This window comes from Corallococcus macrosporus DSM 14697 (assembly GCF_002305895.1).
Classification (GTDB): domain Bacteria; phylum Myxococcota; class Myxococcia; order Myxococcales; family Myxococcaceae; genus Myxococcus; species Myxococcus macrosporus.
The window spans coordinates 2300566-2327169 of the sequence record NZ_CP022203.1 but is presented as its reverse complement, the minus strand read 5'-3'; the positions used below and the strand labels follow the sequence as shown (position 1 = coordinate 2327169).

Here is a 26604-nt window from a genome sequence, read left to right as displayed (position 1 = left end):
GGCCTGGCTCCCGCGCCTCCGTGACGCGGTCCCGCGCCGATGCGAACCCTGCGATGGCACTGCCTCGTGCCCTCGCGCGAACCTCGGCCATGCTGGCCGCCAGCCTCTGGCTGTCCGCGTGCGCCACCGGGCCCGCCCCCCTCCGGCCCACGCCCGAGGAGGCCACCGCGCCGCCCTCCGCCGAGGCCGTAGGCACCACCGCCGCGACGCCGCCGGACGCGAAGGCCACCGAGTCCCCAGGACTGGCCCGCCCGGACGCGCCGCGCGGCGCCGAGCGCGACTTCGCCGAGGCCGTCGAAATCGCGCGCCGGGGTGAGCTGACCGCGGCCGAGGCGGCGCTGCGCACCCTGGTCGAGCTGGACCCGACGCTGGACTACGCGTGGACGAACCTGGGCATCGTCCAGGAGCGGATGGGCAAGGCCGCGGACGCGGAGCGCTCGTACCGCGAGGCGCTGGAGGTGGCCCCCGAGCAGCAGTCCGCGTGGGACTGCCTGGCGCGCCTGTACGGCCGCACCGGGCGCACGGCGAAGCTGGAGGCCGAGCTGCGCGAGCGCCTGTCATCCCAGCCGGACTCGGTGGCGCTGCACACCGCGCTGGCCATCACCCTGCTCCAGGCGAAGAACCACGCCGGCGCGTCAGCGGAGGCCAAGCTGGCGCTGAAGGGCGACGAGCGGCACGTGCGCGCCATGCAGGTGCTGGCGCAGGTCTACTACCGCGAGGCCAAGCACGAGCTGGCGCGCATGGTGCTGGAGAACGCGCGCGCCATCGACCCGAAGGACGCGGCCACGCACAACGCCCTGGGGCTGGTGTACCTCGCGCTCGACGCACGCCCCCAGGCCATGGAGTCCTTCAAGGAGGCCGCCGGGCTGCGGCCGGACTTCGCGGAGGCGCGCAACAACTTCGGCGCCATGCTCAACGAGGCCCAGGACTACACGGCCGCCGTCACGGAGCTGGAGGCCGCGGTGCGCGCCGCGCCGGACTTCGCCTCCGCCCGCCTCAACCTGGGCAACGCCTACCGGGGCCAGGGCCACTTCGCCCGCGCCCGCGCCGAGTACGAACAGGTGTTGCTCCTGATGCCCGGCGCGGCGGATGCGTACTTCAACCTCGCCATCCTCTACCTCGACGTGGAGCCGCCGGGGATGGAGACGCTGAAGCGCTACAAGACGGTCCTCACCCACTTCGACAACTACCAGGCGCGCGGCGGGCGCGACGACCGCGTCCCCCAGTACGTGAAGGACACGCGCAAGCTGATGGACCGCGAGGAGCGGCGGCTGGAGCGCGAACGGAAGGACCAGCTCCGCAAGGCCGCCGAGGCCCAGAAAGCCGCCGAAGCGCAGCCTCCCGAGGGAACACCTCCCACCCCCGCGGTGTCCAAGCAGGCGCCGGGCACGCAGGTCGCGGCGCCTGGCGCCTCACCTTCCACCACCTCCGCTCCACCCAGCCCGGCACCGTCACCGGACGGCGCGCCGGCTGCCCCGGTGCCCGCCGGCTCGGATAGACTCACCACCGACTCCCAGTAGACCCGCCATGCGCACCGCCTTCGCCCTCATCGTGCTGCTCGCCGCCGCGCCCGTGCTCGCCCAGGACGCCAACCAGGCCTCCTCCGGGAGCGCCCCGCCGTCCACGAAGAAGGCCCCGCGCAAGGTCATCCGCCTGGAGGCCATCACCGTCGAAGGCCGCATCCAGAAGCCCCAGGCCATGTACATCCTCCAGCGCTCCAACCTGAGCTTCGACGACCTCAGCCGCACCGAGAGCTTCGTGCCCAAGGTCGTGAAGAGCGTGGAACAGGAACCCTTCTAGCCCCATGGCCGCCACCTCGCAGAACAAGCTGCTCCGCGTCGGCGTCATCCAGAACGGCCGCATCGTCGAAGAGCACCACGTCCGCCGCGAAGCCGTCACCATCGGCCACGACGCGAAGAACACCATCGTCCTGCCCGCGGCCGAGGGCCGGCCCGCCCGCTTCGCCCTGCTGGAGCACCAGAACCAGCAGTTCCAGCTCGTCATCGCGCCGGGCATGAAGGGCCGCGTCAACCTGGGCTCGTCCGACGTGGACTTCGACGCCCTGCGCGAGCAGGGCCTGGCCACCCGCCGCGGTGACCTCCACGTCCTGCCCTTGCAGGAGAGCGCGCGCGGCAAGGTGGAGCTGGGGGACGCCACCCTCTTCTTCCAGTTCGTCGCGCCGCCGCCCGAAGAGGCGAAGCCGGTGCTGCCCGCGGACGTCATGGTCAGCCGGTGGAAGACGATGGACCGCGTCTTCTTCGGCATCCTCGCCGCCTCGCTGCTGGTCCACTTCTCCGGCGCCGCCCTCATCATCACCTCGGAGACGCCGCAGGTGGCCGAGCTGGAGCTGGACGAGCTGGATGACCGCTTCGTGCGCGCCATCATCCCCCAGCGCCCGGTGGAGGCCCCCAGGCCGGCGGACACCGGCGCCGCGGAGGCGCCCAGGAACGACACGCCCGAAGCGGCGCCCAAGGAGGACGCGCCCTCGGAGAGCAAGCCCGCCGGTGACGCCGCGCAGCAGCGCCGCGCGGAGGTGGTGAAGAAGGTCTCCGGCAAGGGCCTGCTCAAGATTCTGGGCTCCAACAGCGGCGGAGGCCAGGGCGCCTTCGCGGACGTGCTGGGCGGGGCCAGCGGCGGCGGTGACATCGCCGAGGCCCTGGCGGGCGCGGGCGGCGTGGGCGTGGCCCGCGAGGCCTCGGTGGGCGCCGCGGGTGGCCCGCGAGGCGGCGGCACCGGCACGGTGACGGACATTGGCGCCATCGGCACCCAGGGCGGCGGCAAGGTGGACCTGGGCGACAAGAAGGAGGCGGTGGTGAAGGGCCGCGTGCAGGACGCCGCGCCCGAAATCGAGAGCGCCGACGTGGACCGGGACGCGCTGGCCCGCTACGTGCGCGCGCGCAAGGCCGCCATCCAGAGCTGCTACGAGAAGGAGCTCAAGCGCAACCCCCGCCTCAAGGGCAAGGTGGTGGTCCGCTTCACCATCAAGACGTCCGGCCGCGCGGGGGACATTGAAATCGAGGAGAACACCCTGGGCAGCGAGGCGGTGGGGAGCTGTATCCGCACCACCATCCGGAGCTGGGTGTTTCCCTTCAAACCCGACGACGAGACGGCCGTTTCCTACCCCTTCGTCTTCGCGCCGGCGGGCTAGGCTCCGCTGGGGAGCACCAGCCCGGGCCCGGGGGGACCATGGAGAAGCTGTCCGTCATCGCCTCGTCGCCACTCTTCGAGATGCTCTCCTCCGCGGAGCTCACCCGCCTCGCCGAGCTGGCGCGCGCGCGGCACTTCGCGACCGGGGACGTCATCTTCGAGGAAGGCGACCTGGGGGACAGCCTCTTCGTCGTCGTGCGCGGCCAGGTGGAGGTCGCCCGCCGCCAGACCCACGGCGGCCTGCATCCGCTCGCGGTGCTGTCCCCGCCCGAGTTCTTCGGGGAGATGGGCCTCATCGACAAGGAGTTCCGCTCCGCCACCGTGCGGGCGAAGACGGAGGTGGAGCTGCTTCAGCTCAGCGCGCAGGACCTCCGCGAGTTCCGGAGGACACACGGAGAGGGCTTCACCTTCATCGTGGTGAACATCGCCAGGAGCCTGTCTGCCCGTCTGCGAGAGGCCAATGTGCGCCTCGCCCAGAAGGCATGATTAGTCAGCCAGAACGACTTTCATTGCCCTCGTGTTGGTTTGACACCCCCCACCCCCGGCTCTACGCTCTGCGGCATCGTGAGCCGCAAGCGAACCGTCGGATTGATTGCCGTCCTGGCCGCCGGCATGGCGACGGCACAAGGTCCGTCCCCCGCCACGCCGCCCGCCCCTCCCGCGGCCACCGCGGCGCTGGAGAAGGCCAGCGACGTGCCGGATTCGGCGAAGCTGGTGCGCAGCACGCAGGCCCTGGGCGGCATGCGCGAGGTGCTGCGCTCGGTGCTGGGGAAGGTGGAGGAGGCGCGGCGCACCCGGGACGTGGTGAAGCTCAACTGCGCCAACGAGAAGCTCACGCAAATCAAGGGCCTGCTGCGCATCTCCGAGCAGGCGGACGTGTCCCTCCAGGAGGCGGTGTCCCGCCAGGAGGCCTCGTCCAGCGAGCACGAGTACACCAAGGTGATGATCGCCCAGCAGAAGGTGGCGCAGCTCCGCGCCGAGGCCGAGGAGTGCATCGGCCAGCTCGCCTTCCGCACCGATGAGAACCTCTTCGTGGAGGTGGAAGAGCCCAACAACCTCCCCGGGGGAGACCCCAGCCGTCCCCTCGCACCCGACCTCCTCCTCGTGCGCCCACCTCCCGCCAGCCCCGTCCGGTAGCACCGCCAACAAACGTTCGGTCCAGTCTGACACGCGTGTTATGACGCCGCCGGTCGCCAGCATGAAGGGTGGGAGGGCCGACCCCGCCCACCTGGAAAGCCCTCCTGAGCCATGAAGCAGCCCGCGACATTCTGGGGACGACTGGGGGCGCTCGCGCTGTTCGCGCTGGGCGGCACGGCCTGGGCCCAGGGCATCGCGGCGCCGCCCTCCGGGGGCAACGGCTTCAAGGTGGGCAACGGGCGGCTGCACCCCTACTTCGACCTGGAGACGCGGCTGGACAGCGGCGTGGGCTACTTCTCGCCCACCACCAACCCGGAGCCCAACAGCGACCCCGTCTCCGCGAACCTGTCGAGCGACGTGGCCCTGCGCTTCCGGCCCGGCTTCCGGCTGGACATCCCGTCCTCCACCCTGGCGTTCAACCTGGGCGCCAACCTGGACTACGTGATGTACACCGGGTTGGTGACGAAGAACTCCAGCGCGGCCTCGCGCATGGAGGGCGCGGCGGACCTCAACGCCCGCTTCAACCCGGACGCCCCGCTGTCGGTGGAGGTGTCGGACCAGTTCGCCCGCTCGGACCGCACGCGCACCGCGGCGGTGGGCGTGGGCGTGCTCAGCCTCTTCAATGAAGCCCGCGTGCGGGCGCCGTGGCGGCCCGGTGGCGGCGCGGTGGAGCTGATTCCCAGCGTGGCCTACGCGGTGGAGTTCTTCCAGCCGCTGAGCTCGGTGAGCCCCATCGGCTGCACCGAGAGCGTGTGCGACCCGGCCGCGGTGGAGCGCTTCGACTACGGCAACCTGCGCCTGGGCGCGGAGGGCCGCTGGCGCTTCCTGCCGAAGACGGCGGTGGTGCTGGACGCGCACCTGGACGTGCGCGACTACTTCAACGACGTCACGCCCAGCGCCTCGCTGCTGCGCGCCATGGCGGGCGTGGCGGGCCTCGTGTCCCCCAAGGTGGCCGTCACGGCCAAGGCGGGCTGGGGGCAGAACCTGGGCAGCACCGGCGGCGGCACCTTCCTGGGGCAGTTGGAGGGCACCTACCTCTACAGCCCCACATTGAGCTTCAAGGCGGGCTACCTGCGCACGCTGGAGCCGGTGGCGGCCTACAACTTCTTCACGGACAACCGGGGCTACGGCGAGGTGCGCGCCCTCTTCGGCGGCAAGCTGACGGTGGCCGCCGGGCTCGCGGTGGACTTCCTGCGCTTCGACGGCGGCCGGCGCGACACCGTCATCGGCGTGAATGTCGGCCCGGAGTACCAGTTCTCCCCGTGGCTGAAGGGCGCGGCCGGCTACATGCTGGGCCGCCGTGCCTCCTCGGTGGATGGCGGCGGCCTCAACTACTCGCGGCACGAGGGGTACGCGCGCCTCTCCGTGATGTACTGAGTGCGCGTGCCGCCCCACCTGGAGATGAAGCGCTTCCGCACCGCCCTCACCGTGCTGGCCCTCGCGGCGCTGCCCGCCTGCTTCGGCACGTCGCAGCGGCCGCCACCACCCGCCCCCACGCCCGCCGCCGAGGCGCAGACCGCGCGCTCCACCGGCGGCACGCTGGGGCCGGGTGACCTGGTGGAGGTGCGCGTCTTCCAGGAGCCCGAGCACTCCGGCACCTGGCGCCTGTCCACCGAGGGCACCATCGACTACCCGCTGTGCGGCAAGGTGCCGCTGTCGGGGACGACGCCCAGCTCGGCGGCGGACCTGCTGCGGGACTGCCTGGCGCGGTACGTGCGGCGCCCGCAGGTGTCGGTGCTCATCCGCGAGTACAACTCGCAGAAGGTGTTCGTCTTCGGCGAGGTGCAGAAGCCGGGCACCTTCCCCGTGGACAACGAGATGTCCATCGTCCAGGCCATTACGCTGGCCGGCGGCTTCACCAAGCTGGCGGCGAAGAACAACACGCTGGTGACGCGCGTGGTGGACGGGCAGGAGCGCAAGATTCGCGTGCCCGTGGAGGACATCGGCGTGGGGCGGGAGAAGAACTTCATGCTCCAGCCCGGCGACATCGTCTTCGTGCCGGAGAGCTTCTTCTAGCCGCGCGGAGGCTGCTCGCGCAGGCCGTCCACGAAGCGCTTCGCCTCGGCCAGCAGCGCCGGGGCCAGCGCGGGCGCGGAGGCAATCACGTCCCCGCGCAGCACGTCGAAGGGGGCGCCGGAGATGTGGCGGATGACGCCGCCCGCCTCCTCCACCAGCAGCGAGCCCGCGGCGATGTCCCAGGGCTTGAGGCCGAACTCGAAGAAGCCGTCGAAGCGGCCCGCGGCCACGTAGGCCAGGTCCATGGCGGCGCTGCCGGTGCGGCGCATGCCCTGCGCGTGGAGGATGAGGCGGGTGAAGAGGCCCACCGGCCCTTCCGGCCGCTCGCGCACGTCGTAGGGGAAGCCCGTGCAGAGCAGCGCCCGGTCCAAGGTGGACACGGTGCTGGCGCGCAGCGGGCGGCCGTTGAGGGTGGCGCCCTGCCCACGCGCGGCGGAGAACAGCTCGTCCAGCATGGGGTCATGGACGGCGCCGGCCAGCACGCCGCCGGGGCCCTCCACCGCCACGCTGACGCAGAAGTGCGGCACGCGGTGGGAGTAGTTGGTGGTGCCGTCCAGCGGGTCCACCAGCCAGCGCAGGCTGTCGGTGCCCTGCGTGGCGCCGCTCTCCTCCGCGAGGATGGCGTGCTCCGGGTGGCGCTCGCGGATGAAGGCCAGCAGCGCCTCCTCGGAGGCCTTGTCCGCGTCCGTCACCAGGTCGATGCCGCCCTTGAACTCGATGGTGCGCTCGCCCAGGAAGCGGTCCGCGAGGATGCGGCCGGCGAGCCGGGCGCCCTCCTCGGCGGTGCGGCGCAGGCTTTCGGGCGAGTCCTGGGACATGACGCTCTCCTCTACGGGGTGGGCTCGGCGAGCAGCGCCTCGAGCTCCGTCTGGTACTTCGCGAGGAACTCCTCGGCGAAGCCCTCGTGGACGTGGCGCACCACGCCTTTGCGGTCGATGAAGTACGTGGTGGGCATGCCCCGCACCTTGAGGGTGCGCTCGGCCACCTGGGCGTTCTCGTCCATGAGGACGGGCAGCGTCACCTTCGTCTCCTCCAGGAAGGTGGGGATGGCGCGCGGGTCCTCGTCGATGTTGAGCGCGTAGACCTTCAAGCCCTGGTCCGCGTACTCGTTCGCGAGGTCCTGGTAGTACGGCAGCGCGTCTTTACACGGCTCGCACCAGGTGGCCCACACGTCGAGCACCACCACGCTCCCCCGGTCCGAGGCGAGGTCATACGGCTCGCCGCCCGGGTAGCGCTTCACCTGGAAGTCCAGCGCCTCCGAGCCCTTGAGCCCGCCGCGCTGCGAAGCCCCCTGCCCATCCGCCACGGTGGACGGCATGGGCGGGTGGCTGGCGCAGCCGGACAGCGCGAGCGCTCCAGCGACGACGGCGATTGGCAGGCGCGGCATGTCAGGCTCCCTTCTGCGCGCGAGCCGAGAGGGCCGCGAGCACCTTGTCGATGAAGCCGCCGAAGGCTCCGTTGCTCATCACCAGCAGCACGTCACCGGGGCGGGACTCCTGGGCCACCAGGTCCACCAGGGCCTGCACCTCCGTGGCGCCCTCGGCGGGGATGCCCTGGGCCTGGAGGTCGGCGACGAGCTTGCGCACGTCCAGCTCCTCGCCCACGGGGACCTTGTCGTGGCGCTCGGGCACCTTGAGGCTGGCGCGGGCCGCGCCGGGGAAGGCGTGGGCGTAGTCCTCCTGGTGGATGTTGCGGCGGCTGGTGTTGGAGCGCGGCTCGAAGACGGCCCACAGGCGCCGCTGCGGGTAGCGGTGGTGGATGGCCGCGATGGTCTCCCGCACCGCCGTCGGGTGGTGCGCGAAGTCGTCAATCACCATGACGCCGTCGGGCTCGCCGCGAAGCTCCTGCCGGCGCTTCACGCCGCTGAAGGAGGCCAGCCCCTGCGCGATTTCGTCGAAGCTGAGCCCCAGGCCCAGCGCCGCGGCGATGACGGCCAGCGCGTTCTCCACGTTGTGCGCGCCGCCCATGGGGAGCTGCACCGTGCCCAGGGGCTTGCCGTGGGCCACCACGTCGAAGCGGGCGCCTTCGGGGCCAAAGGACAGGTTCCGCGGCGTGTAGTCCGCGTCCGCGCCCTCCTTCGCCACGTACGTCGCCACGCGCCCCGGGCAGCCCTCGCGCGCCAGCTTCACCGCGTTGGGGTACGCGGCGCAGACGACGAGCTGCCCGTCCTGGGGAATCAGCCGGACGAACTTGTCGAACGTGGCCTCGTAGTGCGGCAAGTCCCGGAAGATGTCCGCGTGGTCGAACTCCACGCTGGTGAGGATGGCGGTGCGCGGCCGGTAGTGGAGGAACTTGGAGCCCTTGTCCCAGTACGCGGTGTCGTACTCGTCGCCCTCGACGACGAAGTGCGGGCCCTTCCCGACGCGGTAGTTGCCCGCGTAGTTCTGCGTGACGCCGCCCACCAGGAAGGACGGGTCCTTGCCCGCGGCCACCAGCACGTGGGCCATGAGCGAGGACGTCGTGGTCTTCCCGTGCGTGCCGGCCACGACGACGGAGTGCGAGCGGTCCAGGAAGAGCGAGCCCAGCGCGGCGGGAAAGCTCATCTGCTTGAGGCCCCGCTCGCGCACGGCGGTGGCCTCGGGATTCACGCGGCGGATGACGTTGCCGATGATGACCAGGTCTGGCTTCGCCGCGTCCAGGTTCTCCGGACGGTACGGCGTGGAGGCGGGGATGCCCCAGGTCCGGAGCATGTCGCTCATGGGCGGGTAGACGTTCTCGTCGCTGCCGGTGACGTCGTAGCCGGCGGCCTTGAGCATGCCGGCGAAGGAGCCCATGCCCGTGCCGGCCACGCCCACCAGGTGGATGCGGCGCACGCTGCCGGGTTCGAGGGTGTCGAGGACGTTTCCGTTGTCGTCAGCCATGGTGTCCCTGCTTCGTTTCGGTGAGCCCGAGCGCCTCCACGACGAAGTCATGGAAGAGCGGGCGGAAATCCCGGATGCGCGTTTCCTGGCGGCCGTTGGCCACGCGGTTCGTCACCAGCGCCACCACCAGCGAGCGGCGCAGGTCCACCCAGAGGCTGGTGCCGGTGAAGCCCAGGTGCCCCACCGCGCCCGGCGGGGTGTCGCCCAGGTAGTGCCCGGCGCTGGACACGCCCTCGGAGGGCGAGTCGAAGCCCATGGAGCGGGTGCTGGCCGCCACCATCGGGTCCGTGGCCAGCGCGCGGTGCCACAAAGGCCCCGGCGCGATGACGGCCCCGCCCGCGCAGCCGTCCAGCACGGCTTGGCCGAATCGCGCCACGTCCACGGCGGTGCCGAAGAGGCCCGCGTGCCCGGCGACGCCGTCCATCACCCAGGCGTTGTCGTCATCCACCTCGCCCGGGCGCGTGGGCTGGGTGGGCACGTCCTTCCACAGCCCCTCCTGGCCCGGCGCGGGCTCGCGCGGGCGGGTGGCGCCGGTGGGCGCGGGCATGGCGTCCGCGGGGAAGTCGGTGAGGCGGTGGAAGCGGGCGCTGAGGCCCAGGGGCTCGGCGACGTGGCGGGAGAAGAGCGTGTCCAGCGAGGCGTCCGCGGCCCGCGAGAGGATTTCGCCCAGGAGGATGAAGCCCACGTCGCTGTAGGCGGCGCGCGTCCGGGGCTCGGCGGCGAGCGGCGTGGCGGCGGCGGCCTGGATGACCTCGTCCCGGACGCGGGCGCGCAGGGCGGAGGGGCAGTCCGCGTCCAGCAACTCGGGGTGCGCGGTGAGCGCCTGGGCGAAGAAGGGCACGAAGGGCGGCAGGCCGGAGCGGTGGTAGAGCAGGTCCGCCACGGTGACGCCGGCGTCGCCCGCGGGCGTGCCCGGGAAGTAGCGGGAGACGAGCGTCTCCGGGCCCACCTTCCCTTCCGTCCAGAGGCGGAGGAAGAGCGAGGTGGTGCTGAGGACCTTGGTGAGCGAGGCCAGGTCGAAGCGGGTGTCGCCGGAGACGTTGCCCGCGACGCCGCCGAACACCTGGACGCCCCGGTGCAGCACCACGGCCTGGGCCGCGGGGAAGACGCCGATGCCACAGGCGTCATCGAGGACCTTCTGCAGAATCGCGATGGGGTGCGTACCGCCACTCATGCGAGCACGGCTCCTTCGAGGAAGGTGAGGCGCGCGGCGTCCGCGTCCAGGCGGACCTGCGTGCCGAGCGCCACGGGGTAGTTGAGGTCACCGTGGCCAATGGGAAAGCCCGCCGCGCACGGGAGGCCCGCCTCGCGAGCCAGCTCCCGGAGCACGTCGGCGCTGGTGTAGTCCGCGCCCTTCTCCTCGCAGCCCGTGAAGTCGCCCAGGACGATGCCGCGCACGCGGGAGAAGACGCCCGCCAGGCGCAGGTGGGTCCACATGCGGTCGATGCGGTACGGGCGCTCGGTGACGTCCTCCAGCAGGAGCACCGCGCCGTCGAGCGGCGGCAGGTACGGGGTGCCGATGAGGCGGGACAGCACGGACAGGTTGCCGCCCACGAGGTGCCCCTCCGCCATGCCGGGCACGTAGGTGGCCGAGCCCGTCAGCGGGGGCGGCGCCTCGGGGGACTCCAGGAGGCGGAACAGGTACTCGCGCACCGCGGGAGGTTGCCGGCCGAGCTGCGTGAGGACGGGCCCATGGAAGGAGACGCGGCCCAGCGCCTGGAGTGCGCCGTGGACGGAGGTGAGGTCGGAGAAGCCGACGAAGGCCGCGTGCGAGGCGTCCGCGAAGGGCAGGTCCGGCAGGAGCCGGGCGCTGCCGTAGCCACCGCGAGCGCTGAAGATGGCGCGGGCGTCCCGGTCCAGCAGGGCGCGCGACAGCTCCCCGCCCCGGCGCCCGTCGTCGCCCGCGAGGTAGCGGTGGGCGGCGAAGAGGTCGGGGGTGTGGGTGGGGCGGTAGCGCTCGGCGATGACGGCCAGGCCGGCTTCGAAGCTCGGGCGGTCGAAGGGCCCGGAGGGGGCGACGACATGCACGGCGTCGCGAGGACGGAGCGGGAGGGGCTTGAGCCAGCGCACGGTGCGCTTCATAGCACCCGGGGGCGGAGGGGCACGGTGATTCGCGGCCCGGACGGGAGAAGCGTTGAGTTCTCCCGTCCGTCGGAACACGGACACTGCGAGCGCCTGTCGCCCCCGCCCCTACCCTGCCGACCGCTCCAGCACGGCCGCGAAGAAGGCGTCCGTGCCGTGCCGGTGCGGCGCGACGAAGAGGAAGCCGTCACGGAGACACACGTCGGGGAGCCACCCCGCCCCGGGCCGCGCGAGGCGGAAGTCCGGGCGGGACGCCAGGAAGGTGGCGACGACGTCCTCGTTCTCCGCGCGGTTGACGGTGCAGGTGGCGTAGACGAGCCGCCCGCCGGGACGCACCCGGTGGGCCCCGCGCTGGAGGATGTCCTGCTGGAGCGCCGGGAACCGGGTGAGCACCTCCGGCTGGATGCGGAAGCGCTGGTCGGGCCCCCGGCGCAGGGAGCCCAGCTCCGAGCACGGCGCGTCCACGAGCACCCGGTCCGCGTCGAGCCCCTCGGGGAGGCTCCGGAGCACCTGGACCCGGGTGAGGTGTGCCCGGGCGGAGCGCTGAAGCAGCCGGTCGAGCCGCTCAGGGTCCGGGTCATAGGCCAGGAGCCGCCCCGAGTCCTTCATGTCCGCGCCGAGCTGAAGCGTCTTCCCGCCCGCCCCGGCGCAGAGGTCCAGCACCGTCTCCCCGGGCTGCGCCCCCACGATGAGCCCCAGGAGCTGGCTGCCCTCGTCCTGGACCTCGAACAGGCCCTCCTGGAGGGAGCGGAGCCCATAGAGGTTGGGCCGGGGCCCCTCGATATGGAGCGCCAGCGGGCTCCAGGGCCCCGGGCGCGTCTCCACACCCTCGGAGCGGAGGCGCTCGGCGAGGGCCTCCCGGGAGCTGCGCAGGACATTGGCCCGGAGGGTGATGGGGCCCGGGACGTTCAGGTGGGCGCAGAAGTCATCGGCCTCGGGACCGAACTCCCGGGCGAAGTGGTCCGCGAGCCAGTCCGGCAGGGAGGCCCGGAGCGCGAGCGAGGGGGGCGGTGCCGACACCAAGGGGGGCGGCGTCCCCTCCCCCAGCCCGGCCAGGGCGGCGGCCTCCGAGGCGGGGACGCCCGCGAGGCCCTGGAGCAGGGCGTGGAGGAGGAAGGGAGGCGCGGCGTCGTCCCGCCCCAGGAGGAAGCCAAGGCGGCGCCGCCAGAGCCCGACGTTGAAGACGGCCTCCTTGAGGGCCTGGCGCTGCTCGCGGGTCAGGGAGCGGTGGTCACGCAGAGTGCGGTCGAGCACGCGCTCAGCGGCGGAGCCGGCGAGCACCTGGGCGATGGAATCGGCCGCCACGGGCCCCAGGCCGTCGAGTGCGGACCAGGGCTGGAGGCGGAGCCGGGAGAACGGATCAAAAGGGACTGTTGACAGAGCGGGCACCATTCTCTAGAAAGCGCCTCATCACGGCAACGCGGTTCCGCCGGGACGACATATTCCCCGATAGCTCAGCCGGTAGAGCGGGTGACTGTTAATCACTAGGTCCGTGGTTCGAGTCCACGTCGGGGAGCTGAACGAAGGGCCCTACCAACCGGTAGGGCCCTTTTTGTTTAACAAGGGCCTCGCGATGACATCGCGGGGCCTTCGTGCTTAAGCCCCTGAATCCCAAGGGATTTTGGCTCGCGGTGACGAAGAGGGCCCTCTCGGCTCTCCACTCCGCAGACCGAGATGCCCCTCTTCTCCACTGCGAATTGGGCTCTCTGGACCGCTTTTTCACCCGTTCTGGGGAGAGAGAGGCCGAGAGTGGTTAACAAGTGCTGTTAACTTTTGGGGAGGCGGTTAACAACATTCCCCTGGAGACCCGACTTTTCCGCTCTGAGGTTTCTGGGAGGGGGCCTCTCTCTAGTTTTTTTGTTGCGCCCCTTACCTACTCTGCTGGTCCCGGAGGGGGCAACGCAAGGCCAGCCGGGGCCCTCCCAATCAATACTCAAAGTGAAGGCGCATTCAGCGGTTTCTGATCAGCCGTCTCCGCCGCCGTTTCACGGGGGGCTCGCCCGACAGGCATGGCGGCCGGTCCCCGTCCAAAACCGCCCGAGAGACCCAAGGCTCCGCAGTTCCCTCCCACGTGTGCGGCATCGCGGCGTTGCAGGGGGCGAATCCTCCCCGGTCGTCGTCCGGAGTTCCCGCGGGCAACGACTGCGCCGAGCGCTCCATCCGGCCCTCCACTTCGTCGCACCCGACAACACGCTCTTCCATCGAGGAGCCGCGCCGCTCATCCAGCGTCACCAAAGTGTGCCAGTACGCCCGGCACTGTCATTCCGAGCGCTGGAGTCGCAGCATGCGCAACTGGACGCCGGCAACTTCCATATGTCTCAACCCCACTCTTGACCTGACAGAAGCGCGGCACACTGGCGGAAGCCTCTCACGCGACAACCACCTTGACGCGCGCCGGAGACACGGATCCGGATCTGGGGGCAGGTCCGGACAACCACCAGCCGGCGGTGGCTGCCGCTGTTCATGCAGATTTGTCCTCTGAGCAGGGCCTCACGCGGCTGGCGGAGAATCGGCCACGGCCTCCACTCAGCGACGTAAGCGCTCCTTCCGCTCGCACTCGCCCAGCGACTCTCAACTGGACATCGGCGCCCACCGTCTGAGTGTCTCCCTCATGCCGTGCCTTTGTCGCGCGTCTTATCCCGAGGCCAGAAGGAATGCCGCCAAAGCCACCCTCAACAACCCATCAATATTCAAAATTATTATGATAACTCCCCTCCGACGAGACTCGCTCAATGAGACGCTCAATCCCCTCGACGGACTGCGCCGCTGCGAAATACTCACTACGGCTTTGCTCATCATAAGCGACATCGAGCCCCGCCTCGGCCCAACGCCAGCCCCCTCCCAGCCTCTCGCGCAAATAGCTGTCGAACTCATCAAGAGCCGCACATATCTCCCAAAACGAAGCATGCCCAATGGGATTAATAACGAAAGAAAAGCCATCACCATGCCGACTCATCCGAGCAGGGAGAGCCCCCACGTCCGGCAGATGAAAGTACAGAGAGAAAACGCCTGGCTCAAATCCTCCATGAGCCAACGGATTGCGCAAGGCATCCCGAATGCGCCTCATCCGATCGTATAGAGATTTTACAGCCGACTCCGCCTTGAAGTCGAAGAAGCGACGAATCTTCTTTGACCACTGCTCAGCAATAAATCCCATGAGCTGACCGCCTCCCGGCTCGAACCCCAAAAACGGCAACGAAAGCACCAACACATGCTCAGTCCTACTGAAGTAGGCGTTCATCATTGCCTCAGAATAATAGCCGCCTTCTCTCGCAGCCCTCCACGGAGCACGCAACTCAGCAGACAGCCCATTCATATTGCCCCGACCATTGACTACCGGCAGCGATTCGGGCGGCCCATACACCTCAGTAGCTTTTTCGCGAAAGAACCGATACGTCCGCTCAAAGTGATGAAACCTATTCGCGATTGTCACCCTGCCGTCGCGCGCTTGTTCCTCAACGAACGGTTTGAGGAATTCCTCAACAATCCCAACTGACTTCTCGAGTTTTCCCAAAACCTCTCTAACTAACGGCGACCCTTCTGGATGATCGGCCTGAGTCGTCACCGTGAATCCGGACTTCCTGAGCGACACCGAAAAGTACGCCTCCTCGTATTCAAACGAAACTCCCCATCGAGTCTTCTCCCAAGGGCCGAGCGCATCCAGGCCAAGGACATCTCGCAGAACAAAGAGCACAAGTTCTGGGACTGGGAACTGGTCATTTGCCTTGAACTCAGTGAAGTGACGATCCTTCTCATGGTCCTTCGGAAGAGGCTTCAGCTTCTTCAGCATCAAAGCAACTCTCTTACGAAGTTCGTCAGTGATCATAACTCGTGGACCTTTGCGTTCCAGAGGGACAACCAGCATCCTAAGGCATGCATCGACCTCGCCACAAACTCTGTGCCCCTGATCACCGCCCTTCACATGTATTTGAGCGCCTACCGCTAGGAGTGTGTCGGGGTAAGCCGAAAAACGGCATTCGACCCACGAGATCTGGTACCGGGCATCAAAGCTTGATCCAACCTGTAGTGGGTCATCCGATTACTCCAACACGCTCCTAGTCAGAACTGATGCAGTTCCACCTCGCGAACGAGTGCGTGTGCGCGTGCGCGTGTTTCGGCAGAGCTTCGCAGAGTTGCATGTACCGGTAGGCGCGAAGGAAGGGCGGCTAAACGCGCTAGCCACTGCGCACCTGGGACTCCTCCATCTCAGGGCGAAAGCACGGCTCGACGGGAACGAGCGCGGCGCCGGACTCTCTGCGTGAGCAGCGCCAGGCCGAAATCGAGGTCCGGGCTCAGGTGGACATGGGCCCGAGCTTGGGACACTCGCGCATCCTCGCTGGCGAAGTCGGCGGCGGTAGGTCATGGCGCCAGGCGGACGGAGCCATTGGGGGAGGCCCCTTCGAGGAACTCCAGTCCGTCACGTGAGGGGGAAACCGCGAACTCACCGTGCGGGTGGCCCATAGGAGGAGTCTCTACGTGGCACGCCAGTCCTCGCCCGCGGATGGCCCCGCGCCCTCCTCCAAGAGGAACACCCCAGGGGCACGCATCCTGCTGAGGCAGGCAGCGTCGAGCCAGGCTCGCGCAGGACTCCCCCAGCGCAGCTCTGGCCGGAGGAGTTCTCCGTGGCCTTTGGACGCCCAGCTCCCGCCTTCTTCCGCATCTTCATCCCGATACTGGTCGCCGCAACGGTCCTGCATTGCGGCCCCACTGAGGAGGACCCGGATGATGGACGCACGCCTCCGTCCACCTCGCGAGACGGTGGATCCACCGTAGACGACGCTGGAGTGCCCTACGTGGACGCCGGCAGCACCTGTACCCCGAGGTGCTCGGGCAAGACGTGCGGCCCGGACGGCTGTGGGGGAACGTGCGGAGACTGTCGGGCAGGGACGGTGTGCGGCTCCGACGGCCGCTGCACGGCCACCTGCACTCCGTCTTGCTCCGGGAAGACGTGCGGGAGCGATGGCTGCGGGGGGAGCTGCGGCACATGCAGCTCCGGTGAGGCGTGCCAAGGCGGCCGGTGCGTGTGCGTTCCGAAGTGCGACGGGAAGCAGTGCGGCCCGGACGGGTGCGGCGGGACGTGTGGCACCTGCCGCACGGGTACTACGTGCAGCGCGTCGGGCGCATGTGTCTGCGTACCCCAGTGCCAGGACAAGGTATGCGGCTCGGACGGGTGCGGAGGAACGTGCGGGACATGCCCGGCCAACTCGACGTGCAACGTAGGCGGGGAGAGCTGCGCCTGCGCTGAGGGGTACGTCCCAAACCAGGCCGGAACGGGCTGCGTGCGCATCGGGGGCGCATGCCAGGGCATCAACCAGTACGGCTACTGCACCGGGGATACCTGGGTGAGGTGTGATTCGCAGGAGGGCGTCGTCGCCCTCAACTGTGGCCCAGGGCAGTGCAGACGAATCGCCTCCGACGGCAGCGGGGCGTGCCGGTGCGGCAGCATCGACGCCAATGGCGTCTGCGGGTCCGCCACGGGCGCCAGCGTAGCTAATCCGCGGGTCCACTTCACGTGCGCGACGAGCGCCGACGTTCTCATCGCGTCGAACTGCGCCACTGAGACCAACTCCTCCGCTGGGTTCTGTTCCACCTTCGTGACAGCTTTCGGCCACCAGACGAGCTGCTTCTGCAACACGTGCTCTGTGCCTAACGCTGCGGGCCAGTGCCGGTCGCTGTGCAGCAATCCGAGCGACTGCCGGTACTTCCCAGGGCAGAACGTTCACACCTGCGGCTTCTGACGCGCGGCCAGGCGGTCTCCCCCTTCAAATCAGAACCCTCGCGGCCCAACTCGCCGCCGGAGCACTGGCCGCGAGGCTGTGTCGGCCCCTCCCACCACCAGGAACACCAATGGAATCCATCACGTCACGCAGCACCGCTTTGCAAGGGCTTGAGCCCGAGCCACCGGAGGCAGTCAAGGGCGCGGCTCGCCCACGCGGAGCAGACGCCATGAAGGCGGGCAACGTCGTCGAGTCCTTCGGCAGCCGCGCCACGGGGCCGCAGGGACCAGCATCTGAATCCGCGGCTACGGCCCTCGCCCTCGCCAGCGTGCGGCCGGGAGCTATCGCGGTGGCTGAACGCATACCCCCAGCGGACCTCAAGGCTCACGGGGCCGAGGAGAAATCGGCGACGAAGGGTCTCCTGAGCCGCATTGGCTCCATCGTAACCGGAGGGCTTCGGCGGGTGGGAGACGCCGTCGGTGGCCTCGTGACGGGCGCAAAGGACGCTGTCGTGGGACTCGTGCGTAACGGCATGGAGGCTACGCAGACGCTGGCCAGCGGCCTTGGGCAGGTGTTCACCGGGCGCTTCCGGGAGGGTTTCGGCGAGCTCGCGCGCGGCCTGGTGCAGTTGGGCCAGACGCCGGTCGACGCGGTGCTCATGGTGGGCGGCCGGGCACTCAGCGCAGTCCAGACGCTTCTGGGCGTGGAGCCGGTCCGGCGAGGGCTGACAGGAGACGAGGAAGCCGCTCTTCGGCAGGTGTACGGCGACGCCCTCGACTACTCAAGCATCAGCATCAAGGAGGGCGACGCGGGACTCCTCACGGCATCCGGCCGGCCATTTGCCCACGGGAACACCATCTATATTCCCAAGCGATTCCTCCCGCTGCAGGCGGACCTGCTCGTCCACGAGGCCGCGCACGTCTGGCAGCACCAGAATGGCGGCACCGACTACATGAGCGAGGCTCTCTTCGCCCAAACCTTCGGCGACGGCTACAACCTCGGAAAAGCCCTCCGGGAGGGGAAAGGCTGGAGCGAGATGAACCCGGAGCAGCAGGCCGAGCTACTGGAGCAGGGATACCGCGCCGGCTTCTTCGAGACGCCACCTAAGCGACTCTACGTCGATGGAGTGGACTACACCGCCCAACTCGAAGCGGCGCTGCGCGAAGTCCGGGCCGGACGTGGAGCGCCGTAGCCATGCGCCATAACTGGCTCCTGCGGCTCATGGTGGCAGTCCTCCTTGCCACGTTGGTCGGCGCCTGCGAGCCGCCGCTCATCGTGGAGTTGGCATCTGCCGCAGAACGGATTCCCTCTCCCGCTTTCGTCATCCGGGAGCCGTCCCAACCTGGGGACTCACCTCGGTACGACTCCATCAGCGTCATGGACGTTGACGGCACTCACATGTGGTCCATTCGCGCGCTGCCACCGCGCACCGGGCCGTTCCCAGCGCACCTCAACTACGGTGTCCTCCCCTACGGCTTCGAGGAACTACAACCTGCAAGACTGCTGACACGCGGACGCACCTACCATATTGCAGTTGCTGGCGAAGCGCGCGGAGGCTTGCGATATCGCGTCAACAACGACGGGACGGTCAGCGAAGCCAAGTGATTCAGGTTCCGGAGAGCAAGCCCGAAATCTCGCTAAGGTCCGCAGCCTTCCCCTACGTCCTGGCTTCCCACGGGCGACCAAGCAGGCACGACAACCGGCCAATTAGAGCATTCGGGCCAGAAAACCCAGGACCATCGAATCGACAGAGAGTGAATAAACGCCCTTTTAGGGAAGAGCGAAGGCACAACTCCCCCGTGAAATGCCCTAGCCGACCATCGAAGCATTCTCCTACCAGGTCTAGGTCGGGCTAGCAGGGTCGAGGGAAAACAATCCGCGGACGAACCTCCTGGCGTTCTCAAGGTGGGGATCCTGCCGGAGGTCCTTACGCAACACCTCCATGAGCCAAGCGTTTCCATGTCCACCGATGAATGGGTCGAAGCTCTCCATCTCTCCCCACTCGACTACGAAGAGACCTAGTCGTTTGAGGTCAGCGAGAAGTTTCTCAGCAACTTGGCGCGCCGGCCCCTTGGGTACCGCGGCCAAGCCTTGCTGCTTCGCCACATCCCAGGGCGAAGCGCGCTTGAGCACCTCCCTGATGCTCTTTGCCACATCATTCGGGAAGGTCGGAGTGCTGACCTGGCGCAGGAGCTTTTCCACCTCATTTCGAACGTAAGTGGTCTCCAGTTCCGGCCTTAATTGCTCAACGCCTGCCTTGACCTGTTTCCAACGTGATTGAAAGTCGTCCCACGAGCCGCCAAGGGCACAGATGGCATCCTTGAGAGGGGAGTCGCTGTTCAAGATATCGAAGTCCGCCACGGCTCGTGTGGGGACGCCAATGCAGGCAAGGGCTTTAGCAATCGTCGGCATCTTGTGCTTACCCCCTGTGCTCGTGAACATGACGTCGGGCATCCGGATGTCCGTATCCACGGGCTGAATCGCATCCAAAATTGCGGAATAGAATCGGCAATCACCATCCGCCTCACAAAGCACGACCTGCTCATGAAAGAGGCTGTCCAAGGCATTGGAGAAGCGAAGAATCGGATCACCCCAAAGCATCCTAATTTGGTCAGTATTCAGCGCACGCGCATGGTTGAGGTTCCCCTCGCGAGTGAGTCGAATGACCTTGAGGGCTGAGGGGCTGGCATCTAGGAGGCCACGAAGCAAATCTCCGCTGTGAGTAGCGATGATAAGCTGGCGCCCGGCAGGCTTCTCCTTGGCCAACAGCGTTCCGAGATAGCGTGCTTGAGGTGGATGGAGGAATGCCTCGGGTTCGTCGATCATGACAACAGATTTGTCGACAGCCGCGACCTGGAGGAGGCAGCCCGCGAAGCTGCGCATCCCGTCCCCCTGCTGGTGGAGCAAAGGAAGCGCTTCAAGCCTTTGGGCGTAGCTAGGGGAGACCCGATCTTCGCCAGGCTCCAAGCGAGGCAGTTCGCCGCAATGGAGCGGCATCTTCGAACCTGCGGTCCGGTTGACGATGAGCGCTTGCCCGAAGGCGCGTTGAAAAGAGCGGCTGAGCCGTTCCGCCAGCCCCGGATCCACACACATTTTCTGGATGGGGAGGTATGGGATGCCTGTCGCGAGATTGAAGACCTTGGCGGGCTCGATGGCATTGAAGCGGGTAGAAATGTCGAGCAGAAAGAAAAAGAGTGCGGTGAAGCCCTCGAAGCCCCTCTTCTCCCAAAACATCCGGAGCTCAGTTTCGTGTACCCGTGCAAGCTTGACGCCCATCAAGGTGTCCCACATGCGGCTGTCGCTCCGGAACCCCGAAGGCGGCGTCGAGTCCTCAAGCACTTTGAGGTCGTAGTGCGGAGAATTCGGGAGACGGTAGGGGGCCATCCGCCGAATAAACTCATCTGCAGTCCCGGAACGCCCCACCGTCACGCTAGAGACGACATGGCGCGTCTTTTCACCATTTATCACCACCAGACCGAGAGTCTCGCGAAGCGTCTCGCTTTTCCCAGCGTTGTTTGGACCGACGATGACGACAATGGAGTCGGGTTCGAGCTCAATGCTCGCACCACCGCTGAACGTGATTTGCTGCAGGAAGAGAGATGGACTCATCAGACAACCTTACAAAGCCGTGCTTACACGCGCAAAGCATAAGCGTTGGGCCGTTCCTTACGTCGTAGTGAGCGCCGGGAATAGGGCATATAGGACGCAAACGGCGAAGTCCTCGTGGTCATCGAGGTAGAGCAGCCGACAAAGCCATTAGAGCACGGTAACATGAGCCTTGCGTCTTTCGCACTCGGAGCCGAACGTGAATTCGTGCGTTCTCACATCGAAGAAGATGGTCGACTGAAAGAGACGCTGCAAGGAACATTCGAGCCCAGAACCAAAGCGACTACCACCAGATCTCGAAGCTTGAGGCTGACGCTCGCCCAAACGGGCACCTCTAGTATTCTATTATGGGAATGTCACGTTTCCAAGAGTGACGGTGCGGGGCCCGTCCGCCTCCCAGAGCTTGAGCGTAAAGCTCCCTCGAGGAGCATCTGATGCTGCTTCCGCTTCCACTACCACTCGCAGGCCCCTCAACTCTGGGGACACGGGGCCGGACTGCCACACCTGAAGCACCTTCAACTCCTCGTTGGCCTTGCCCCGGAGAGTCGCCCCATTTGCAGTCCAGGGTTGCGCGGCCCCTGCCGCATCAAACTCAACCACCACCGCGACCCGCTGTGATGAGCGATACGTGTAGACTGAACGAGCGACAGGCAAGACTCCAGGGGACTGAGCGACCGTCGGGCTCAAGTCGCGAAAATCAACCCCTCGTTTATCCAACACCGCGGTCGAGATGAGCCCCGTCAATCCACCAGGAGCGTTTCGTTCACCACGCAGACGCTCGTTCTCCTCTTTGCACTGTTGGGCCTCAGCACGCGCCTGCCGAGCTTCTTCTTGGTACGTTTCAACGCCCCTCTTGCGGCGATACACCTCGACGAGCGCTTCCGGCCGTGCGGGATGTGCGATCAGGACGAACGTCGCGGTTGCTGGCGCCGCCCCATCCAGGAAGCGCACAGTCAGCCTGAGCCGATCTCCTGCGGAGATTCGTTCTGAAGGAACAAGACGCAACGTGCTTTGTCCGGCGTCTAGAACGGTGAAGCGATTACGCCCCTGCAGTTCCACCCCTTCGCGGCTCACCTCGGAGTCAAAGATAAACACCGTTGACAGCCCTGGGCTCACCGCCACCTCCGCAACCACTTGGGCGTCTTCCGGTGCCAATTCGACGCGACGAACGCCCATTCCCGCTGGAGAAGGTGCCTGCTGCGCCCGAGCTGTTCCTTCGCCTAAGAGTAGAAAAAAGAGGAGAACGGTCGACACTGGATGTTGCACGCGCTCAACACTCCTGGGCGAAACCAGCAGCACTAATTCCTGTGACCAATGGGCAGCTGCTGGTGAAAATCATTTCATTCGAACTCGCGTACCGCCCTCAGGGTAACTGTAGAAAAGACGCGAACCTCACCAGAATCCCCCCCGCCAGATTCGATCTCCAGCCCACGCATCCCCGATGTATCTTGCAACTCCAAGCACACCGGAAAGGTGCCTTTGCTCGTGCGCGCTCGAGTCAGCCGACCATAGAGGCGGTCCCCCACGATGAATCGCCCGGACAGAAAGGTTCTACCGTCCAGCAGGCGGACCTGAGCAGTGCCCTCCTTCACCGTTATGACTTTGGGAGGCCCATTGATGGGGAAAGTCGCGGTCTCCTCACCCCCAATACCCAGGCCTAGCCTCTTCATGCCCTCGGTGGCCCCTTCCGGGCACGGCTCGGGCTCAGGCGGCGAGCGCACCTGCGGGCCCGTGCAGCCAAGCGCGCCACAGAGAGCCATCGTCGCCAGGACATTGCGGACGTTCCTCGCGGCCTTCTTGGCAGGCATCGGTGGGGAGGAAGGGGTGTCACTCTGGAGTGTCGTCACGGTGGCAGTCACCTCGGGAAGCGTCGCGGGAGGCGCGACGGCCGCAGGTGTTGCCTCCGGCCCAGTGGGAGCTGCGGCTCGGGCAGCTTGAGGTTTCTTTGTATATGTCGCTACTTCTTGGCCAGGGGCGGAGGGGGCTTGAGCCTCCGGTGCCGGAGGCGTCCGCTGCGAGAGAAGCGCCCCTGCCGCCAGGGCGCCGACCAGCAGCCCCACACCCAGCACGCGCCCCACTCTGAGTCGCGAGAAGAACGAGCGCCGCCCTACCTCGACGATGGGGGCCGCCAGCGCGGATTCCGCCGCACTCTCTGCGGCGCCCAGCCCCTCCTCCAGCTCCGATCCCAGCAGCTCCGCTTCGACAGGCGGCGTGGCAGCAGCCACCGGAGCGGCCTGGGGCAGCAACTCCGCGGGCGGACCTTCGCTGGGGGCCTCCGGCAGCTCCGGCCCGGGCGCATTGCCACGGCGCAGCTGGCGCAAGGGCACCTTCGCCCACTGCATGAGCTCGTCCACCTCCCCCTCGGTGGTTGCCGAGTGCGGGCCATACGTGTCGCACAGGGGGCTGTCCCACGCCTCCCCTTCCGCCTCGACTAGCACCTCCGCCAAGGCATCACAGACTGCGCTCGCCTCGGGACGCTCTGCAGGCTCCTTCTCCAGCAGCCGCATGCACAACATGCCCAGCTTCTCCGGGACGTACCGGTTGGCGACATGGGGCGGCACGGGCGACTGCGTGAGGACAGCGTTGATGAAGGCCTGGTCATCCTCGGCTTCAAAAGGCCACCTCGCGGTGAGGAGGCGGTAGAGGACAACCCCCAGGGCCCACACGTCGTCCGCCGGGCCCGGCACGTAGCGAGTTCCGCCGCCCCCCATGGGATTCTCCATGAAGCGCCACATCTCCGGCGGGCGGTACTCCGTCGTCCCAGGTGGAATCATGGACTGGGTGACACCGGGGGCGCCCTTGTAGTCCCCCACCCCGTAGTCCACCACCACTGCGACGCCGTCCGCGTCGCGCACCATGACGTTGGACTCCTTCACGTCCCGGTGCACCACCCCCGCCTCGTGCGAGGCCGCCAGCGCCCGCGCCACATCGAGCGTCACCCTCGCTACCTCTCGAGCCGAGGGGTTCTCCTCCTTCACCCACGCGTCCAGCTGCCGCCCCTCGACGTACTCCATGACGATGATGGCGAACTCGTGCTCCCCCTCCTGCCAGAAGGAGAAACCGCGAATCCCCACCACGTTGGCGTGCTTGAGGCGCAAGAGGATGGAGACTTCCCGCTCCACCCGCCCACCCATGCGCCGCCGCTCCACCAACTTCAAGGCGGAGGGCTGTCCGTCATGCGTCGCGAGGTACACGGTGCCGAAGCCGCCCCGGCCCAACTGACTCACCACCGTGTAACCCATCACCACGTCCCCGGGGGACAGCACGGCCGGGGGCCCGTCGTCCCTCATGACGCCTCCCACCCAGGCATTGCGGACTGAAGGACTCCACCTTGCCGCATGCGGCTTCTCCCTCCCGGCAGAGCCACCACGCTACCAAACCCCGAAGTGACAGTCCTCTGCTTCCGGAGGCATTCCTACTCAGAGGATTGCCAGTTGCTCGCATGACTCGCTACATTGGAGCGACTCACCCTCGCCTCCTCCCTCATGCCCGCCTCGTCACCAGAGAGCCAACAGGCTATGTCGTCGCTCGAGCTCGCGAGCACCATTGGCGCCAACGCCCGGGCGGCACGGCTGCGCCTTTCCCTCACCCAGGCCAACGTCGCGCAGCGGGTGGGCCTCGCCTCCGCCGTCTACAGCCGCCTGGAGCGTGGCCGAATGCTTCCCAGCGTCCGCACGCTCTACCGCCTCGCCACCGTCCTCTGCACGTCGCCAGACGCCCTACTTGGCCACGGCTTCCACGCAGAGCCACCTCCAGACTCGCCTTCAGTGCGACTGCTGGTGCAGCAGGTGCGGCGACTGGATGAGCGGAAAGTGAAGGCACTTCTGAGGCTGATTCCAGCGATGCGGTGAGTCGCGCACGTGCCGGAGAAGAAGCCTTCTCGGGTACAGTGTGCCTCACCTCATGGACCAGGACTTGGCAATCACCATTGGCACGACGGCCCGGGCCGCGCGGGAGCAGATGGGCCTCACCCGGACCGATGCCGCAGCCCGCGTCGGACTGGTGCCCCCCGTGTACAGCCGACTGGAGCGCGGGCAGATGCTTCCCAGCATCCCCACCTTTTACCGGCTGTGTACCGAGCTGAAGGTGTCTCCGGAGGAGATGCTCGGCCTCACGGAACCATCCCATGGGGGGAAAGGGCCGCGCGCGAAGGAGGACGACACGCCCTCCTTGCGTCGGTTGCTGTACCTGGCGCGGAAGCTGGATGGGGAGCAGCTGGAAGCCCTTCTTCAAGTCGCCACAGTCATGGCGAGGTGAAGAAGGTAGCTACCCGCCCCTGAATAGGACGAGTGCAGCTCGCCTGGGACTGGTTGGCCGCCAGCAGTTGCAACTCCCACCGCAGCCGGACCACCTCGCCGAAGGCCCTCCTTTGCCTGCAGGAGGAGAGGAACGGCGAGTCGGAAGCTGCGGCCTCACGCATCTCGCCGGTGGCGGTGGGTGCATCCAGGCCGAACCATCCTCTCGTGCCGCCGCACCAGTCCCCCCGCCGCGGCCAGCTACTTCTCCTTCGAGACCATCAGTTCGTGCGCGTCCAGCCCTTCCGGGTAGAGGCCCGCCTCACCGAATTCCACCTTGTCGCGCATGCGGCCGCCCTCCGACAGCACCTGCGCCACCTCCCCCACCACCTCCCGCCTCCCGTAGGGTTCGCCCCGCCGAGACTGCGCCGCCCGCAGTGCGTCACGCAGCTCCGCAGCCGAGGCGAAGCGCTCCTCGGGGTTGGCATGCAGGGTCGTGTGGAGGATGGCCTTCACGTCCGGCGCCAACGCCGCCACCGCCTTCTCCACGAAGTCTGAGTCGAAGCTGGCGAGCAACGCGCGCATTTGCTTCAACGGCAGCGACGGAATGCTTTCCGCGCGTAGTCGCCGCCCCTGAGGAGGCCGTGGCACATCCGCCACGTCAAAGAGGTGGGTGCCCGTCAGGAGCTCTACCAGCAGAACACCCAAGCTGAAGACGTCCGAGCGCGGGGTGAGCGACTCGCGACGAATGTACTCTGGTGAGGCATAGGCCACGTCCCCGCGGACGAGGCTCTTCGGCGATTCCTCCCGCCCCACCAGCAGCGAGTACGCCGCACCGAAGCTCATCAGCTTCACCTCGCCATGAGGGCCAACAACCACGTGCCGGGGGTTGACGTCTCGGTGGACGATGCCCAGAGAGCGCCCCTCCTCATCCATCAACATGTGTGCGTAGTGCAACGCCTCCGTCAACTCTACGCCGACGTAAAGGGCGAAGTCCTCGGACATAGCCCGCCCACGCACCACGGATGCCGTCACCAGCGTCTCCAGCGAAGGGCCCGGCACGTACTCCATGACAACGTGCGGCGCGTCGCCGTAAACGCCCAGGTGGTGTACCTGCGCAATGGACGGGTGGTGGAGTCGAAAGGCAAGTTGCACCTCCTCTACCAGCCTCCGCCTGCGCATGTATGTGGAGGGGCTCGGCAGGCGCCGCACGAGGCAGTGGCCCGTCAACGCTTCCTTCCGCACCCGACGCTGGGCCAAGAGCAGTACTTCCCCGGACTGCCTCCGCTCCAACTCCGCCACGGCCTCGTACCAGACTTCGCCCACCTTGAAGAGAAAGTGAGGCGTGAAGGGCGGCGCCACGGAGGGAGGGGAGCAGAGGCCTTCGTCCGTGCTGACTTCATCGGCGGTACTGGCCATGGGTGACACTCCATTCGGTAGCTAATTGGACCAAGCCATACGCAACCACTCCTTCGAGAGGAAGCCGCGTACGGCAACACAAGCACCGGAGCGTTGAGTGGCTCCAACTGACTCGACCGAAGGAGTCACTCAACAGGTGAAATTCGGATCACCTTTTAAGTACCACCCTGAGTGGGAAATGGGAAGTGGTGCGTACGCAGGGCGGCGCGCCCCCGTTCGCGCCTCATCGTTCTGCGCCATCCGAGGTCCATAGCGTGGCAATCCACTATCCGATTCGCCGGATGTGTCCGTGCACAGCACCACACCCTGAATGCCCCTGGCCCCACGCGTCGCTAGCGCACCGCATCAACCAAAGCGCCCCCTCCCTGCCCTAAGGGTTACCGC

The 26604-nt window shown here is 67.5% G+C and carries 22 protein-coding genes and 1 tRNA gene; 12 read left to right on the top strand and 11 right to left on the bottom strand.

The genetic code is table 11. The features are described 5' to 3' along the window. Positions 1-53 precede the first annotated feature (53 nt). The 7 genes from MYMAC_RS09930 (at position 54) to MYMAC_RS09900 (ending at position 6300) form a co-directional block, all read left to right on the top strand. On the top strand, positions 54-1520 hold the full coding sequence (locus tag MYMAC_RS09930) for a tetratricopeptide repeat protein (protein ID WP_095957929.1): 1467 nt from the start codon (positions 54-56) through the stop codon (positions 1518-1520). Between the two features lie 7 nt (positions 1521-1527). After that, entirely contained in the window at positions 1528-1800 is a 273-nt protein-coding gene (locus tag MYMAC_RS09925) for a hypothetical protein (protein ID WP_013938533.1), read from the top strand. A 4-nt stretch (positions 1801-1804) separates the two neighbouring features. Then, positions 1805-3148: an AgmX/PglI C-terminal domain-containing protein gene (locus MYMAC_RS09920; RefSeq protein WP_095957928.1), complete on the top strand. Its 1344-nt coding sequence runs from the start codon at positions 1805-1807 to the stop codon at positions 3146-3148. A gap of 38 nt (positions 3149-3186) precedes the next feature. Further along, a complete protein-coding gene (locus MYMAC_RS09915; RefSeq protein ID WP_095957927.1) occupies positions 3187-3633 on the top strand; it encodes a cyclic nucleotide-binding domain-containing protein in 447 nt (148 codons plus the stop codon). 39 nt (positions 3634-3672) lie between these two features. Next, positions 3673-4284 (top strand): hypothetical protein, encoded by a 612-nt coding sequence (locus MYMAC_RS09910; RefSeq protein ID WP_095957926.1) that lies wholly within the window; start codon positions 3673-3675, stop codon positions 4282-4284. A 111-nt stretch (positions 4285-4395) separates the two neighbouring features. Next, a complete protein-coding gene (locus tag MYMAC_RS09905) occupies positions 4396-5661 on the top strand; it encodes a hypothetical protein (protein WP_095957925.1) in 1266 nt (421 codons plus the stop codon). Positions 5662-5685: 24 nt separating this feature from the next. Beyond that, a complete protein-coding gene (locus MYMAC_RS09900) occupies positions 5686-6300 on the top strand; it encodes a polysaccharide biosynthesis/export family protein (RefSeq protein WP_095961550.1) in 615 nt (204 codons plus the stop codon). Here MYMAC_RS09900 and MYMAC_RS09895 read toward each other — a convergent pair. The 6 genes from MYMAC_RS09895 to MYMAC_RS09870 form a co-directional block, all read right to left on the bottom strand. Beyond that, positions 6297-7118, bottom strand: coding sequence for an inositol monophosphatase family protein (locus MYMAC_RS09895; RefSeq protein WP_095957924.1), 822 nt, complete (start codon positions 7116-7118; stop codon positions 6297-6299). The genes MYMAC_RS09900 and MYMAC_RS09895 overlap by 4 nt on opposite strands. 11 nt (positions 7119-7129) lie before the next feature. Next, on the bottom strand, positions 7130-7687 hold the full coding sequence (locus MYMAC_RS09890; RefSeq protein ID WP_095957923.1) for a TlpA family protein disulfide reductase: 558 nt from the start codon (positions 7685-7687) through the stop codon (positions 7130-7132). A gap of 1 nt (position 7688) precedes the next feature. Continuing rightward, positions 7689-9161: a UDP-N-acetylmuramate:L-alanyl-gamma-D-glutamyl-meso-diaminopimelate ligase gene (mpl, locus tag MYMAC_RS09885; protein WP_095957922.1), complete on the bottom strand. Its 1473-nt coding sequence runs from the start codon at positions 9159-9161 to the stop codon at positions 7689-7691. Then, a complete protein-coding gene (locus tag MYMAC_RS09880; protein ID WP_095957921.1) occupies positions 9154-10335 on the bottom strand; it encodes a serine hydrolase domain-containing protein in 1182 nt (393 codons plus the stop codon). The genes mpl and MYMAC_RS09880 overlap by 8 nt, the downstream gene beginning before the upstream one ends. Continuing rightward, complete coding sequence (locus tag MYMAC_RS09875) at positions 10332-11243, bottom strand: S66 peptidase family protein (protein ID WP_095957920.1); 912 nt, start codon at positions 11241-11243, stop codon at positions 10332-10334. The genes MYMAC_RS09880 and MYMAC_RS09875 overlap by 4 nt, the downstream gene beginning before the upstream one ends. A gap of 108 nt (positions 11244-11351) precedes the next feature. Continuing rightward, entirely contained in the window at positions 11352-12548 is a 1197-nt protein-coding gene (locus MYMAC_RS09870) for an RsmB/NOP family class I SAM-dependent RNA methyltransferase (RefSeq protein WP_204817488.1), read from the bottom strand. 138 nt (positions 12549-12686) lie between these two features. Between MYMAC_RS09870 and MYMAC_RS09865 the strand changes: the two genes are divergently transcribed. Then, positions 12687-12759, top strand: a tRNA-Asn gene (locus MYMAC_RS09865). Between the two features lie 1167 nt (positions 12760-13926). On the opposite strand, the gene MYMAC_RS36785 is transcribed toward MYMAC_RS09865, so the two are convergent. Then, the gene (locus MYMAC_RS36785) at positions 13927-15033 is read right to left on the bottom strand and encodes a hypothetical protein (RefSeq protein ID WP_157757488.1); all 1107 of its coding nucleotides are present in this window, start codon (positions 15031-15033) and stop codon (positions 13927-13929) included. A 2156-nt stretch (positions 15034-17189) separates the two neighbouring features. On the opposite strand from MYMAC_RS36785, the gene MYMAC_RS09845 reads away from it, so the two are divergent. Together MYMAC_RS09845 and MYMAC_RS36780 are read left to right on the top strand one after the other, a co-directional pair. Then, positions 17190-18152, top strand: coding sequence for a hypothetical protein (locus tag MYMAC_RS09845; RefSeq protein WP_095957917.1), 963 nt, complete (start codon positions 17190-17192; stop codon positions 18150-18152). Positions 18153-18154: 2 nt separating this feature from the next. Beyond that, entirely contained in the window at positions 18155-18565 is a 411-nt protein-coding gene (locus MYMAC_RS36780) for a hypothetical protein (protein ID WP_157757487.1), read from the top strand. A gap of 237 nt (positions 18566-18802) precedes the next feature. Here MYMAC_RS36780 and MYMAC_RS09840 read toward each other — a convergent pair whose 3' ends face one another. The 3 genes from MYMAC_RS09840 to MYMAC_RS09830 all read right to left on the bottom strand — a co-directional run bounded on the left by MYMAC_RS09840 (position 18803) and on the right by MYMAC_RS09830 (position 23856). Further along, positions 18803-20569 carry an AAA family ATPase gene (locus MYMAC_RS09840; protein ID WP_095957916.1) on the bottom strand — a complete coding sequence of 589 codons (1767 nt, stop codon included), beginning with the start codon at positions 20567-20569 and terminating at the stop codon, positions 18803-18805. A 342-nt stretch (positions 20570-20911) separates the two neighbouring features. Beyond that, positions 20912-21832 (bottom strand): DUF2381 family protein, encoded by a 921-nt coding sequence (locus tag MYMAC_RS09835; protein ID WP_095957915.1) that lies wholly within the window; start codon positions 21830-21832, stop codon positions 20912-20914. Between the two features lie 74 nt (positions 21833-21906). Further along, positions 21907-23856: a serine/threonine protein kinase gene (locus tag MYMAC_RS09830; RefSeq protein WP_095957914.1), complete on the bottom strand. Its 1950-nt coding sequence runs from the start codon at positions 23854-23856 to the stop codon at positions 21907-21909. 228 nt (positions 23857-24084) lie between these two features. Here MYMAC_RS09830 and MYMAC_RS09825 point away from each other — a divergent pair, with 228 nt between their 5' ends. Together MYMAC_RS09825 and MYMAC_RS09820 are read left to right on the top strand one after the other, a co-directional pair. Then, on the top strand, positions 24085-24417 hold the full coding sequence (locus MYMAC_RS09825) for a helix-turn-helix domain-containing protein (RefSeq protein WP_095961549.1): 333 nt from the start codon (positions 24085-24087) through the stop codon (positions 24415-24417). Positions 24418-24469: 52 nt separating this feature from the next. Beyond that, positions 24470-24823 (top strand): helix-turn-helix domain-containing protein, encoded by a 354-nt coding sequence (locus tag MYMAC_RS09820; protein WP_095957913.1) that lies wholly within the window; start codon positions 24470-24472, stop codon positions 24821-24823. A gap of 239 nt (positions 24824-25062) precedes the next feature. Here the strand turns inward: MYMAC_RS09820 and MYMAC_RS09815 are convergent, their stop codons facing one another. Continuing rightward, on the bottom strand, positions 25063-26220 hold the full coding sequence (locus MYMAC_RS09815; protein WP_095957912.1) for a serine/threonine protein kinase: 1158 nt from the start codon (positions 26218-26220) through the stop codon (positions 25063-25065). Positions 26221-26604: the final 384 nt, after the last annotated feature.

Coding starts and splice junctions, on each gene's coding strand:
- MYMAC_RS09930 (WP_095957929.1), top strand. CDS start 54: ATGGCACTGCCTCGTGCCCTCGCGCGAACCTCGGCCATGCTGGCCGCC.
- MYMAC_RS09925 (WP_013938533.1), top strand. CDS start 1,528: ATGCGCACCGCCTTCGCCCTCATCGTGCTGCTCGCCGCCGCGCCCGTG.
- MYMAC_RS09920 (WP_095957928.1), top strand. CDS start 1,805: ATGGCCGCCACCTCGCAGAACAAGCTGCTCCGCGTCGGCGTCATCCAG.
- MYMAC_RS09915 (WP_095957927.1), top strand. CDS start 3,187: ATGGAGAAGCTGTCCGTCATCGCCTCGTCGCCACTCTTCGAGATGCTC.
- MYMAC_RS09905 (WP_095957925.1), top strand. CDS start 4,396: ATGAAGCAGCCCGCGACATTCTGGGGACGACTGGGGGCGCTCGCGCTG.
- MYMAC_RS09900 (WP_095961550.1), top strand. CDS start 5,686: ATGAAGCGCTTCCGCACCGCCCTCACCGTGCTGGCCCTCGCGGCGCTG.
- MYMAC_RS09895 (WP_095957924.1), bottom strand. CDS start 7,118: ATGTCCCAGGACTCGCCCGAAAGCCTGCGCCGCACCGCCGAGGAGGGC.
- MYMAC_RS09890 (WP_095957923.1), bottom strand. CDS start 7,687: ATGCCGCGCCTGCCAATCGCCGTCGTCGCTGGAGCGCTCGCGCTGTCC.
- mpl (WP_095957922.1), bottom strand. CDS start 9,161: ATGGCTGACGACAACGGAAACGTCCTCGACACCCTCGAACCCGGCAGC.
- MYMAC_RS09880 (WP_095957921.1), bottom strand. CDS start 10,335: ATGAGTGGCGGTACGCACCCCATCGCGATTCTGCAGAAGGTCCTCGAT.
- MYMAC_RS09875 (WP_095957920.1), bottom strand. CDS start 11,243: ATGAAGCGCACCGTGCGCTGGCTCAAGCCCCTCCCGCTCCGTCCTCGC.
- MYMAC_RS36785 (WP_157757488.1), bottom strand. CDS start 15,033: ATGCTGAAGAAGCTGAAGCCTCTTCCGAAGGACCATGAGAAGGATCGT.
- MYMAC_RS09845 (WP_095957917.1), top strand. CDS start 17,190: ATGAAGGCGGGCAACGTCGTCGAGTCCTTCGGCAGCCGCGCCACGGGG.
- MYMAC_RS36780 (WP_157757487.1), top strand. CDS start 18,155: ATGCGCCATAACTGGCTCCTGCGGCTCATGGTGGCAGTCCTCCTTGCC.
- MYMAC_RS09840 (WP_095957916.1), bottom strand. CDS start 20,569: ATGAGTCCATCTCTCTTCCTGCAGCAAATCACGTTCAGCGGTGGTGCG.
- MYMAC_RS09830 (WP_095957914.1), bottom strand. CDS start 23,856: ATGAGGGACGACGGGCCCCCGGCCGTGCTGTCCCCCGGGGACGTGGTG.
- MYMAC_RS09825 (WP_095961549.1), top strand. CDS start 24,085: ATGTCGTCGCTCGAGCTCGCGAGCACCATTGGCGCCAACGCCCGGGCG.
- MYMAC_RS09820 (WP_095957913.1), top strand. CDS start 24,470: ATGGACCAGGACTTGGCAATCACCATTGGCACGACGGCCCGGGCCGCG.
- MYMAC_RS09815 (WP_095957912.1), bottom strand. CDS start 26,220: ATGGCCAGTACCGCCGATGAAGTCAGCACGGACGAAGGCCTCTGCTCC.